Origin of the sequence: Mycobacterium mantenii (genome assembly GCF_010731775.1) — a bacterium.
GTDB classification, from domain to species: Bacteria; Actinomycetota; Actinomycetes; order Mycobacteriales; family Mycobacteriaceae; genus Mycobacterium; species Mycobacterium mantenii.
This window is the reverse complement of the sequence record NZ_AP022590.1, coordinates 3,113,319-3,125,256: the sequence shown is the minus strand read 5'-3', so window position 1 is coordinate 3,125,256 and position 11,938 is coordinate 3,113,319. Positions and strand designations below refer to the sequence as shown.

The 11,938-nt window shown below is 67.4% G+C and carries 11 protein-coding genes; 6 read left to right on the top strand and 5 right to left on the bottom strand.

Annotated features, from left to right (window positions below; translation table 11 throughout):
* Positions 1-21: 21 nt before the first annotated feature.
* Genes G6N50_RS13925 through G6N50_RS13905 form a run of 5 tightly spaced genes read right to left on the bottom strand, consistent with a single transcriptional unit; the run spans position 22 to position 4,502 of the window.
* Positions 22-669, bottom strand: a complete 648-nt coding sequence (locus G6N50_RS13925) for a nitroreductase family protein (protein WP_083095385.1) — start codon at positions 667-669, stop codon at positions 22-24.
* Complete coding sequence (locus G6N50_RS13920; protein ID WP_083095295.1) at positions 669-1,790, bottom strand: acyl-CoA dehydrogenase family protein; 1,122 nt, start codon at positions 1,788-1,790, stop codon at positions 669-671. Before G6N50_RS13920 ends, G6N50_RS13925 begins: the two co-directional genes overlap by 1 nt.
* Positions 1,787-2,947, bottom strand: coding sequence for an acyl-CoA dehydrogenase family protein (locus G6N50_RS13915; protein WP_083095296.1), 1,161 nt, complete (start codon positions 2,945-2,947; stop codon positions 1,787-1,789). The genes G6N50_RS13920 and G6N50_RS13915 overlap by 4 nt, the downstream gene beginning before the upstream one ends.
* Before the next feature lie 11 nt (positions 2,948-2,958).
* Complete coding sequence (locus tag G6N50_RS13910; RefSeq protein ID WP_083095297.1) at positions 2,959-3,525, bottom strand: nuclear transport factor 2 family protein; 567 nt, start codon at positions 3,523-3,525, stop codon at positions 2,959-2,961.
* A 2-nt stretch (positions 3,526-3,527) separates the two neighbouring features.
* The gene (locus tag G6N50_RS13905) at positions 3,528-4,502 is read right to left on the bottom strand and encodes an SDR family NAD(P)-dependent oxidoreductase (protein ID WP_083095298.1); all 975 of its coding nucleotides are present in this window, start codon (positions 4,500-4,502) and stop codon (positions 3,528-3,530) included.
* A gap of 82 nt (positions 4,503-4,584) precedes the next feature.
* Between G6N50_RS13905 and G6N50_RS13900 the strand changes: the two genes are divergently transcribed.
* The 6 genes from G6N50_RS13900 to G6N50_RS13875 all read left to right on the top strand — a co-directional run bounded on the left by G6N50_RS13900 (position 4,585) and on the right by G6N50_RS13875 (position 11,881).
* Complete coding sequence (locus tag G6N50_RS13900; protein ID WP_083095299.1) at positions 4,585-6,288, top strand: nitric oxide reductase activation protein NorD; 1,704 nt, start codon at positions 4,585-4,587, stop codon at positions 6,286-6,288.
* Between the two features lie 136 nt (positions 6,289-6,424).
* Positions 6,425-7,261, top strand: a complete 837-nt coding sequence (locus G6N50_RS13895) for a CbbQ/NirQ/NorQ/GpvN family protein (protein ID WP_083095300.1) — start codon at positions 6,425-6,427, stop codon at positions 7,259-7,261.
* Between the two features lie 106 nt (positions 7,262-7,367).
* A complete protein-coding gene (locus G6N50_RS13890; RefSeq protein WP_083095301.1) occupies positions 7,368-8,486 on the top strand; it encodes an ABC transporter substrate-binding protein in 1,119 nt (372 codons plus the stop codon).
* 4 nt (positions 8,487-8,490) lie between these two features.
* Entirely contained in the window at positions 8,491-9,645 is a 1,155-nt protein-coding gene (locus G6N50_RS13885) for a spirocyclase AveC family protein (RefSeq protein WP_083095302.1), read from the top strand.
* Positions 9,638-10,654, top strand: coding sequence for an SDR family oxidoreductase (locus G6N50_RS13880; RefSeq protein ID WP_083095303.1), 1,017 nt, complete (start codon positions 9,638-9,640; stop codon positions 10,652-10,654). The genes G6N50_RS13885 and G6N50_RS13880 overlap by 8 nt, the downstream gene beginning before the upstream one ends.
* 9 nt (positions 10,655-10,663) lie before the next feature.
* A complete protein-coding gene (locus G6N50_RS13875; protein WP_083095304.1) occupies positions 10,664-11,881 on the top strand; it encodes a cytochrome P450 in 1,218 nt (405 codons plus the stop codon).
* The last annotated feature ends 57 nt before the right edge of the window (positions 11,882-11,938 follow it).

The window sequence follows — 11,938 nt, the reverse complement described above, 5'->3', positions numbered from 1 at the left end:
CAAAGCGGTGAAAGGTCCATTCTAGAGCGGGTCGCCATCCCAGCGGTCGCACGCGACCACCTCCTCGAGTGGCCGCCGGGGCGCCGGTGAGAACGTGCGGCCCGCCCGCAGCCGACCCACCGGCAGTAGACAACCCTGAACGTAGGTTGGCGGAATCCCGAGCAGGTTCCGGATTTCCTCTTCGTGATGCAGATGCAAGGTGGTGATGCACGTCCCGTATCCCCGGGTGTGCAAGGCCAGCTGGAAATTCCATACCGGCGGGAAGATCGAGCCGTACAACGTGGCCAGGTGAAACGATTCGTCGCCCTCGATGCGGGGCAAATAGGGCTCATAGCAAGGGATTACCAGCAGTGGCACGCTCGCCATGTGCTCGACCAGCCACTCCGTCGATGACATGACCCGGCTCTCGGGTGTTCCCGCGGGCATCAGGCCGGCGATCATCTGCCCGCCGACCCGCAGCAGGTAGGCCTGACGATACAGCTCGGCGATCTTGGTGCGCAGCGCGGGATCGGAGATCACCAGCCAGCGCCACGACTGGGCATTCGACCCGTTCGCGGCCTGCAGGCCGATCCGCAGGCAGTCGCGGATGTCGTCGAGGTCGACTGGCGCGTCGAGGTCGAGTGATTTGCGCGCCGAGGGAGTCGCGGTGAGCAGGTACTCGATCTCCATCATTCACAACCTCTCTTGGCAAGGCGCGCACCGAGTTCGGTGAGGTACCCGTCGGGGCCGCCGAGAAACGCGCTCCAGCTCAGCAGGCGCTTGAGGTAGAGGTGAGCATCGTGCTCCCAGGTGTAGCCGATCCCGCCGAACACCTGAATGGCGGTGTCGGCCACGGTGGCCAGCCGCCCGGCGAACGCCTTCGCCCGCAGCGCGGCGAGATGCCGCTCCTCGCCGGATTGGCCGTCGGTTCCCGGGAACGCGTCGCTGGCCCACAACGCGTGGATCACGCCGCTGCGGGCCAGTTCGACGGTCTCATACATGTCGACACACAGGTGCTGGATGGCCTGGAAGGAGCCGATCGGCTGGCCGAATTGTGTTCTGCCCTTTGCGTAGTCGACGGCGAGGTCCATGATGGCGCGCGCTGCGCCGAGTGCGTCGGCCGCGGTGGCGATCAGCACGTCGTCTATCACCGCGGTCACATCGTCCATGGTCAGCGCGGCCAGGCGTTGCGCGGGTGCCGCGTCGAACGTGACGCGGAACCGCTTGCGGGTGGGGTCGATACCGTGCTCGGGCACAACCGAAACCCCGGACGAGCCGGTTCGCACCGCGAAAAGCGCAGTGCCGTAATCATCTTCGCCGACCACGAGCAGCACATCGGCGGCCGCGGCGTCGGGCACCGCGGCGATCTCGCCGTGCAACACGACGGCGTCATCGTTGCGGCTCGCGACGACGGACGCGCTCGCCGAGTCCGGAAAGCAGACCGCGGCCACCGTGGTGCCGTCGGAGATGCCGCGCAACAACTCCGGTGCGACGTCGTTGGCCTCCAGCCGCGTCAGTGCGCGCGGGGCGGCCACCGCGCTCGACAGCCACGGCCCCGGATGCAGCGCGGCGCCCAGTTCTTCGGCGACGATGCCGGCCTCGACCATCGTCATGCCGGCGCCGCCGTATTCCTCCGGCACCAGCAGACCGGTGGTTCCGAGATCGGCGAGACCGCGCCACACCGCCGCGTCCGTTCCGGTCGGATCGTCGAGCAGCGCCCGCACATGCTGTGAAATGGATGCCTTCTCGGCGAGGAAGCGCCGCGTGGTGTCGCGCAGGGCCACCTGCTCTTCGGTGAGTTCGAGGTTCATTTGCGCGGCAACCCCAGTACCCGCTGCGCGGTGATGTTCTTGTTGATCTGCGTGGTACCGCCCGCGATGGTCAGCGACCGCGACGTCAGCCGGTAGTTCGCCCACGGCGCGCCGGCGCCGCGGGTGCCCAGGGCATCAAAGGCCAGCGCGGCCAGGTCCTGGCCGATCTCACCCCACACCGTCTTGGCCAGGCTGGCCGATCCCAGCGCGTCACCGCCATGCAGGGTCGCCGAGATCGACCGCTGGCACAGGACTTCGAGATACTTGATCCGGACCGCGATTTCGCCGAGGCGCCGCAGGATGACGGGATCGTCCAGCGCACCGGTGCCGGCCGCGGCGAGATCGTTGACCAGCTCTTCGAGCCGCACCTGCATCTCCGCGTACAGCCGTGCAGCCCCGGCGCGTTCGTGGCTGAGCGTGGTGGTGGCCACCTGCCAGCCCGCGTTGAGCGGACCGAGCAACGCGTCCGCCGGCACCCGCACGTCGTCGAAGAACACCTCGGCGAAATCGGCGTCGCCGTTGAGCGTGACCAGCGGACGGACCTCGATGCCCGGCAGTCGCATGTCGACGATCAGGCAGGAAATCCCCTTGTGCTTGGGTGCGTCGGGATCGGTGCGTACGTACAGCTGACACCAGTCGGCCCGATGCCCCAATGAGGTCCAGATCTTCTGGCCATTGACGACGAAGCCGTCGCCTTGCGGACCGGCATTGCGCACGGCGCGGGTGCGCAGCGCGGCGAGGTCGGATCCCGCCTCGGGTTCCGACATCCCCTGGCACCAGATGTCGTCGGCGCGCATCATCCGGGGGAGCAGCGTGAGCTTCTGGGACTCGCTGCCGTACTGCATGATCGCCGGCGCGATGTTGTTCAGCCCAATGACGTTGAGCGGCATCGGAGCTCGGGCTCGCGTGGTCTCTTCGGTGTAGACCAGTTGCTCGAGCACCGTCGCGCCGCGCCCGCCGTACTCGGGGGGCCAGGACACGGCGGCCCATCCCGCGTCGGCCATCGTCGCGTTCCACGCGCGCAGCGTCTCGAACGCGGCGTCGTCGCGGCCGGTGGGCCGGCGGGCCGCCACCAGCTCGTCGGTCAGGTTCTCCGCGAGCCAGTCACGCAGTTCGGTGCGGAACTGTTCCACGTCCGCCGGGTATGAAAAGTCCACTCTTCTATTCTCTAGCCCTGACTTGTTTGGTCAACAACGGCGGCCGCCGTGCGGGACGCCGCGAGCGGCCGATCGTATGAGGCGTCCGTCCTGTCGTGGCGGGGCGTGCCGGCCCCGGGCACCATCGCGATGGCGTCGTCGGTGAGCAGCGACTGCGATTCGTTCATGAACTCCACCAGGCAGACGCGATCGACGATCGCCCAACGCCCGTCGCGCCGCTCCAGGCGGTCGACGTAACGACCCCCGGAGATCGTCATGTGGTTCGCCGGTTCGCGATCGGTCCCGATGAACAGGTAATAGGTCTCGGCGTGCGCCTCGTCGCCGTCGATGTCGGCGGTGTGGTTCAGCAGGTAGTGCTGGTATCGCGTCTGGCTACCGTGATAGGCCAGCGCCCAGTCGATGAAATCGTCTACCTCGCCGACGAATCCGACGTGGTCGTCGATGGCGCCGTCGTGGTAGGCCGATCGCAGCAGTGCCCGATCCTGCCGGTCGATGCCGCGCGCGTAGCGCTGCATGCAGTCGTAGATCTCCGCACGGTCGGTCAGCCGGTTGACCCGGTCGCGCAAGTCGTCATCCACGGTCAGCTCCCTCGCGGTTCGGGGAAGGCGACCTCGGCGTTGCCGGGCATCGGGCTGACACCCCGTCGCTCACACACTTCCAGCACCTCGTCGACGATCGATGCGGGCACGCGGAACTTCTCCGTCGACGACATCTCCTCGAGACGGGCCTCGATGTCCTCGGCGGTCGGCTGGCTGTCGGCGTCGGCGAGCCAGCCTTCGGCGAGGCCGACGAACACCCGGGCGTAACGTCCGGCCGCGGCCGAGTAATTGTGGTGGGTGAATGTGCAGGCGCGGCTGGCCAGGAACGTCACCAGGGGCACGACAAGCTCGGGTCGAATGGCTTGCATGAAGCCCGATTCGGCGAGGAACTTCTCGTCGCCGACGGTCTCGGTGACCATCCGCGAAAAGCCGGTCGGCATAACGGAGTTGGCGAGTATCCCATGCGCTTCGCCTTCGATGGCGATGACGTTCGTCAACCCCACCAAGCCGGCCTTGGCCGCGGCGTAGTGCGCCTCCATTGGCTGGCCGAAGATGCCGGCGGAGGAGGAGATGAACACGAACCGCCCGCCCCCGTTGTTCTTCATCACGCGGTACGCGGGCTGGGAGAGGTAGAACCCGCCGTCCAGATGCACGCGCAGCATTCGCGTCCAGTCGTCGTGCGCGAGGTCCTCGAAGGGCACGCTGCCGAAGATTCCCGCGTTGCTGACGACGGCGTCGAGGCGCCCGAATGCGTCCACGGCCGCGTCGATGATCGCCTGGCCGCCGGCCGGACTGTCCACCGAGTCATAGGAGGCGATCGCCCGGCCGCCCGCTTCGGTGATCTCGTCGACCACGTCATCGGCCACCGCGGAATCGGAACCGTCGCCGCGCATCGAGCCGCCGACGTCGTTGACCACCACCGCGGCGCCGCGGCGGGCCAGGTCCAGCGCATACAGCCGACCCAGTCCCCGACCGGCGCCGGTCACCACCGCCACCTGGCCGGTGAAGTCAATCATCGTTGGCTCCTGATTCATTGACTGCCGTGCAGCCGGACTTTACGGTGGAACAGATATTTGGTCAACAAGTCGGAGGTGGAGCGTGGGGGACGACGCCGGTACCGACCGGTTGCAGGCCCTGGGCATGCTCGCCTCCGCGCTGGCGGGTCGGGCCGTCGCGGTCGCCGGGCTGCCGCCGGGTGAACCGGCGTGGACGGACGGCCAGACGATTCACGTCGACGCCGCCGCGGCCTCGCGGCTCGAGGCGCTCAAGGCCGTGGCCGTGCAGGCGTCGCTGATCGCGGCCGGCAGCCTGGAACCCAACGTCGTTGGGCCGTTGGTTCGCCGCCGCAAGCTGGCCAGGCGCTACCTGGCGGTCGAGGGACACCGTGCCCTGGTCGCCAATGCGCCTTTTCTGCCAAGCATTTTGGCGTCGATGGGCGATCGGGACATCGCCGCTCGCAGTGCTTCACCCGAAGCGTCACTCGACATCGCGGCCTCCCGGGCAGCGCTCGACGACCCGGCGCCGGAGTTCGGCGTGATCCGCGCGGCCAAGGTCGTGGCCGCGTGCGCCAGGACGGTCAAGCAAGACGAAGAGGCGACCGCGGCGCATGTCCCGCGGCGCGAGGGCGCGCGGGAACTCGAAGAACTCGACGACGGTGAGGTCGACGACTCCGACGATCCCGACGTGTTCACCAGCCCGGTCGGCGGCGGCGGCTTCATCGGCAAGTGGCTGAAGAAGATGCTGTCTCCAAAAAGGAAGACGTCGCGCAGCAGCGGCGGTGGACCGCCCGGCGCCGATGCCCCGACCCACCGCACCAACTCCGGGATCCGCGGTGCGCACGCCGTCTCGTCGCTGGCGTCAACCTCGGCCGAGGAGATCGACGACGAGAAGGCCGCGGCGGGCGGCGTGCGGTATCCGGAGTGGGATGTCGCCCGTAAGCACTACCGGCCGGCCTGGTGCACCGTGCGGGAAGTCGAGCCCGCGGTCAAGGCGTCGGCGACCCAGGCGATCGACGACGCCATCGGGGTGCGGCGGCCGCTGTCCCGGCTGGGGATGGGTCTGCACCGTCGTCACCGGCAGTCGCAGGGCGACGACATCGACATCGACGCGGCCGTCGAAGCCCGCGTCGAGGTGCGGGCCGGTTCGGTGCCCGACGAGGCGGTGTATCTGGACAGCCTGCGGCGCCGGCGCGACCTGTCCGTGCTGCTGCTTCTCGACGTGTCGGGGTCGGCGGCCGAGCCCGGAACCGTGGGACGCACGGTGCACGAACAGCAGCGTGCGGCCGTCGCCAACCTGACCGTGGCGCTGCACGACCTCGGCGACCGGGTGGCGCTGTACGCGTACTACTCGCAGGGTCGCGCGGCGGTGACCATGGTGCCCGTCAAGCGGTTCGACGACCATCTCGATGCGCGCGTCATCAGGCGGCTGAACAGCCTGGAGCCCGGCGCGTACTCCCGTCTCGGTGCGGCCATCCGGCACGGCTCGTCGGTGCTGGAGGCGCGCGGCGGTACGTCTCGGCGGCTCCTCGTCGTGCTGTCCGACGGCCTGGCCTACGACCACGGATACGAGCGCGCCTATGGCGCCGCGGACGCGCGCCGCGCGTTGACCGAAGCCCGGCGCCGGGGGACCGGTTGCGTGTGCCTGACGATCGGCGCGGGCACCGATGTGGGATCCCTGCGCCGGGTGTTCGGCAGCACCGCGCACGCGACGATCGCGCGTCCCGATCAGCTGGCGGGTGTGATCGGACCGCTGTTCCGGTCCGCGTTGCGCTCGGCGGAGGTGCGTCGGAGGGTGAGCGCTTGATTGCCCGTATTTCGTGCTGATCGCATGTCCCCGAATGCAGTTGGCGATCGGGCTGTGAACCCCCACCCACGCGACGGCGCACTTGAAACAAACATCTGTTCCGGTTAGGCTCCAATAAATTCGCAGAAGGGACGTCATGGCCAACGAGTCCGGGATAGCCAGCCGAAACGGCATGGCTCCCGATACCGGGGACCGGCCCTACTACCAGGCGGTCGGCGGCGAGGAGGCCGTCTTCAAGGCCGCATACCGCCAAGGATTGGCGCTCGTCCTGAAGGGGCCGACCGGGTGCGGCAAGACCCGCTTCGTCGAGGCGATGGCGCACGACCTGGGCCGGCCGCTGATCACCGTGTCCTGCCATGACGACCTCACCACGGCGGACCTGGTCGGGCGGTATCTGCTGCGCGGCGACGAGACGGTCTGGGTGGACGGTCCGTTGACCCGGGCGGTGCGCGAGGGCGCGATCTGCTACCTGGACGAGGTGGTGGAGGCCCGGCAGGACACCACCGTGGTGCTGCACCCGCTCGCCGACCACCGGCGGCAACTGCCGATCGAGCGCCTCGGCGTCACCCTGGACGCCGCGCCCGGGTTCGGCCTGGTGGTGTCGTACAACCCCGGCTATCAAAGCGTGCTGAAGGATCTCAAGGATTCGACGCGTCAGCGCATGGTCGCCATCGAATTCGGTTTTCCCGCAGCCGATGTCGAAGAGGGCATCGTTGCGCATGAGGCGGGTGTGGACGCCGCCACCGCGGCCGAGCTGGTGCGCTTCGGCCAGGCCATCCGCCGCCTGGAAACCGGGGGGCTGCGCGAGGTCGCGTCGACTCGGGTCCTGATCGCGGCCGGCCGGCTGGTCGCCGAGGGCCTGACCATGCAAGAGTCGGCCCGGGCGGCCATCGCCGGACCGCTCACCGACGACGTGGCAGTCGCCCGGGCCCTCAACGAAATGGTCGAGGTCTATCTGGGTGTGGGAGCCTAGATGATTGACGCTGCACGCCGCCCCCGATACCGTCTCAGCTACGGTCTGAACAAATATTAGGTCAGCCATGGATCGGTGCGATTGAGCGGGTCACCCGGGAGGTCAGATGTCCTACGAAAGCACTGCTGAGCCGATCAAGGTCGGCTACTTGATGGACTTCACCCTGCCGCCGGGCTTTCCCGAGGAGCTGTTCGCCTCCTTCACCCAGACGTTCGACCTGATCTTCGAAGAGGCGGTCGCTCAGGGGGTGATGGACCGTCCCGTGCAGATGATCTATCGCGAGGTGGAGGGTCTGCCCAAGGGTTCGGTCAAGGCGGTGATCGATGCGTACGGCGAATTGGTCGACGAGGGCTGCCTGGTTGTCTTCGGCCCGAACATCACCGACAACTGCGTGCCGTTGCGAGAAGCGATCGAGGAACGGTTCAAGGTGCCCGCGATCAGCGTGACCGGCACCGACGACTGGTTGGGCGAATGGACGTTCGCCTTCCCCCAGGGCTCGATGACCGACGAGCCGATCTTTCTGGCCGACCTCATCGCCAAGCGCGGACTCGCCGAGATCGGTGTGCTGGTGGAGCAGAGCCTCATCGGTGAGAGCTACCTGAAAAATCTTCGAAACGCCTGTCGCCGCAAGGGTATTCGAATCGCAGCGGAGGTTTCGATCGCCCAGACGGCTCAGGACATCAACGCCGCGGTCCAGACGCTGCATGAGGCGAAGGCCGAGGCGATCGTGCACCTGGGCTTCGGATTCGGGATCGTGTTCATCAACCCGGCGCTCGAGGTCCTCGGTTGGGACCCGCCCCGCTTCACCACCACCGCGTGGCAGAACGCGTGGGTCAACCCGATCATGTGGAACGCGTTCATGGGCTGGACCGGTGTCGACCAGTACGACGAGGCGAACCGGATCGGTCAGGAATTCCTCGACAGCTATGCGAAGAAGTACAACGGCAGTCGACCCGAGTTCTGTGTGACCGTGGTGAACCGCGATGTCGCCGCGACCCTGGTGCGGGCCTTCACCGACGCGCATCCGTTGAGTCCGCGCGGGGTTAAGGAGGCGCTGGAGCGGGTGAAGATGATGCCCGCCGCCTCCGGCGCCCCAGGCACCCGGGTGTCCTTCGGGAAGTGGACGCGGCGGGCATGGATGGGTGCCGGCTATCTGGTGGCGCGCACCCTCGATGCCGACGGCGTCAACTCGCATCTGGTCGATCGCTTCGGAGAGGAAGTCTGACTCGATGTCTACGGAACAAACCACACCGCCTGCCGCGCAGGAGGAGCCGGCCGTCCCGCAACGAAAAGGCAAGCGCGGCTGGGGCGGTTGGATCGCCGGCGCCGCGCTGGCCGCGTTCGCGCTGTTCTTCATCGCGAACTGCCGTGTGGCCCTTGACCCGCGCGTCGGCAACCCGAACGTGCAAGGCCGACCCCGCCCGGTGAAGTTCATCTTCGGCCTGGACTACATCACGTTCCTGCACATCTCCACCGTGATCATGCTGATCGTCCTGGTGGTGGTGTTCGTCCGGGGATGGCGCCGCAACCCGGGCAGCCCGGTGATGCTGATGTTCCTGTGCACCACGCTGATCGTGTGGCAGGACCCGATCATGAACTGGTCGCCGTTCGCGGTGTACAACCCCGACCTCATCCACTGGCCGGAATCCTGGCCCTTGGTGTCGCTGTCGCCGACCGTGGAGCCGTTCGTCGTATTCGGTTATGTGACGTTCTATTTCGGGCCCTACTTCCCGGCAGTCTGGATCCTGCGCAAGCTGCAGGCCAAGTACGGGCCTACGGCCTTCGTGTCGCGCCACCCCCTGGTCAGCCTGGGCCTGCTGACCTGTGCGATCGGCTTTGTCTTCGACGCGTGGCTGGAGATCCAGCTCGTGCACATGGGCATGTACATCTACTCCCAGGTCATCCCCTGGGGGTCGGTGTTCACCGGCACCACATTTCAATTCCCGCTGATCTGGGAATCGTTCTCGGTGACCTTCGTGATGGTGCCGGCCGCGATCCTGTGCTACCGCGACGACACGGGTAAGTCGGTGGCGGAAAAGCTTGCCGCGAAAGCCAAGTTGTTCCCGACGCGTCCGGTGCTGGGCACCTTCCTGGTGATGTTCGCGATCATCAACGTGTCGTACTTCGCCTACGGCGCCTGGTTCTGGGTCATCAAGGTCAGTCATGCCGCCACTTCGGTGGCCTGCCCGTGGCCGTATCCGGAAGCCAAAGTCTATGACCCGCAGGGTTTTTACGAGAAGGCCGGTGCGCAGGGCCCCTACTCGGTCGGCATCTGGTCGACCTGGGCCAGCGGGGAGCCGAACGGGCGGCCCCATGTCGATGCCCCACCGCCGGGTGAGGGCGCCTGTGCTGTCCAGGACCAAAAGGCGGGCAAGAATGGCTGAGCACCGCACGGCCGTCATCACCGGCGCGTCCCGCGGACTGGGCTTCGCCTCGGCCGTGCGGCTGTACCGGGAGGGGTGGCGCGTGGTCGCGGCCATGCGCACACCCGACCGCGGCATTCCGTTGCTGTGGCAGGCTATTCAAGGCGCAACGGGATCCGACGTCGATGACGACCGGTTGATCGGCGTCCAGCTCGACCTTACCGATACCGCGTCGATCGCCGCGGCGGCCAAGGTAATCGAAGAAGCCGTGGGCGCGCCGTACGCACTGGTGCACAACGCGGGGATCTCCGCCGCCGGAATGGTGGAGGAGACCGACATGGCGTTGTGGCAGCGCATGCTCGCCACCAGCGTGCTGGGCCCGGTCAGGCTCACCCAGGCCCTGCTGCCGTCGATGCGGGCGGCCGGCCAGGGGCGAATCGTCCTGGTGTCCAGCGCGGCAGGGGTGCGGGGCCAGCCCGCCACCGCGCCGTACTCGGCGGCCAAGGGAGCGCTGGAGCGGTGGGGGGAGTCGATGGCGTGTGAGATCGCGCCCTTCGGCCTCGGTGTCACCGTCCTGGTGGCCGGCACGTACGACACCGAGATCATCACCGATGCCGGCACCACCGACAACCGCAACTTCGGCGGCCCCTACGCCCGGCTGCACAACACGATGAACAGCCGCGGGCGCTTCGCGATGAAAATGGCGCGGCCCCCCGAGCGGTTCACCGACGGCCTGCTCAAGGCGATCGACGATCGCGGCGCATTCCGCCGCCGCGGCATCGGCCCGGACGCCTCGATGCTGTTGGTGGCCAACAGGATCCTTCCGGCGTCGGGCATGCACCACATGTCCCGGATCGTGCTGGGCATACCCCGACAGGGGTCGATGCGCGACGGTGCATGGCCGTTGACGACAACGCAAAAGGCGATGATGTTCGTCGCTCGTGTTCTTCCGCAGCCGGTGATGCAGCGCCTGGCCGCGGTGGCCGGGCGGTTCTCGTCGCAAAAGAATGTGGCACAGCAAGGGGATTGAGGGGCAATCATGGAACAACTTTTCGACGATCTGGAAGACTTCGGCGCGTTCGACGATGCGATATCGGGTGACGTGCGCGATCCGTACACCGAACTGGCGCGGATACGCCGCGAGGAACCGGTGCAGCGACTCGAGACTTCGGGAGCCCTGCCGCACGAGGAAGGGCTGCCGATGTTCATCGTGTACCGGCACGAGGACATCCAGCAGATGCTGCGCGACAACGAGACGTTCTCGTCGTCGGCTGTGATCGCCGCGTTCGGCCCCGTGCTGGGCGAAGGCGTGATGCTTGGCATGGACGAGCCGATCCACGGGCGGCTGCGCTCGCTGGTGTCGAAGGCGTTCTCGCAGAAGTCATTGGCGCGCTGGCAGGACGAGCTGGTCGGCCGCGTGGCCAATGGTCTGATCGACAAGTTCGCGCTTAACGGCAAGGCGGATCTGGTGAAGGAGTTCACCTTCGACTATCCCAGCCAGATCATCGCGGGGCTCCTGGGTTTGCCGGAAGAGGACTACCCGCAGTTCCAGCGGTGGTCGATTTCGCTGCTGAGTTGGTTGATGAATCCCGGGCGCGGATTGGCCGCCTCGGCCGCCCTGTGCGAGTACTTCGCGCCGATCCTCGAGGCCCGCCGCGCCGAGCCGAAGGACGACCTGATCAGCGCGCTCGCCGCGGCCGAGATCGACGGGGAAAAGTTGGCGGACGAGGAGATCTTCTCGTTCCTTCGGCTGCTGCTGCCCGCCGGAGTGGAGACGACGTACCGGTCGTTGGGCAGCCTGCTGTTGGCGCTGCTGAAGGACCCGGAGCAATTGGACGCCATCCGCGCGGATCGGTCGCTGCTGCCGCAGGCGATCGAGGAGGGCGTGCGCTGGGAAGCACCCCTGTTGACCATCACCCGGGTGGCGACTCGCGACACCGATCTCGGCGGCGTGGCGATCCCGGCCGGGGCGACGGTGATGCCGATGCTCGGTTCGGCGAACCGGCAAGAGGATCGTTATCCCGATCCGGACACGTTCGACATCCACCGCGAGGCCCGGGCGCACCTGGGCTGGGGGCACGGCGTGCACGTCTGCCTCGGCATGCACCTGGCGCGGCTCGAGATGCGCACCGCGATCAATCTTTTGCTCGACCGGCTGCCGAACCTGCGGCTGGATCCCGACGCGGACGACCCCCATATCCGCGGCCAGGTCTTCCGGTCACCGACGTCGGTTCCGGTGCTGTTCGACCCCCAATGACCAGCCCCGCAGAGGTTGGCGCTTGCCAATCGGCTAGTTTCCGGTAAGGCTCTCCGT

Coding starts and splice junctions, on each gene's coding strand:
- G6N50_RS13895 (WP_083095300.1), top strand. CDS start 6,425: ATGGCCAACGAGTCCGGGATAGCCAGCCGAAACGGCATGGCTCCCGAT.
- G6N50_RS13905 (WP_083095298.1), bottom strand. CDS start 4,502: ATGATTGACTTCACCGGCCAGGTGGCGGTGGTGACCGGCGCCGGTCGG.
- G6N50_RS13920 (WP_083095295.1), bottom strand. CDS start 1,790: ATGAACCTCGAACTCACCGAAGAGCAGGTGGCCCTGCGCGACACCACG.
- G6N50_RS13885 (WP_083095302.1), top strand. CDS start 8,491: ATGTCTACGGAACAAACCACACCGCCTGCCGCGCAGGAGGAGCCGGCC.
- G6N50_RS13890 (WP_083095301.1), top strand. CDS start 7,368: ATGTCCTACGAAAGCACTGCTGAGCCGATCAAGGTCGGCTACTTGATG.
- G6N50_RS13880 (WP_083095303.1), top strand. CDS start 9,638: ATGGCTGAGCACCGCACGGCCGTCATCACCGGCGCGTCCCGCGGACTG.
- G6N50_RS13875 (WP_083095304.1), top strand. CDS start 10,664: ATGGAACAACTTTTCGACGATCTGGAAGACTTCGGCGCGTTCGACGAT.
- G6N50_RS13925 (WP_083095385.1), bottom strand. CDS start 669: ATGGAGATCGAGTACCTGCTCACCGCGACTCCCTCGGCGCGCAAATCA.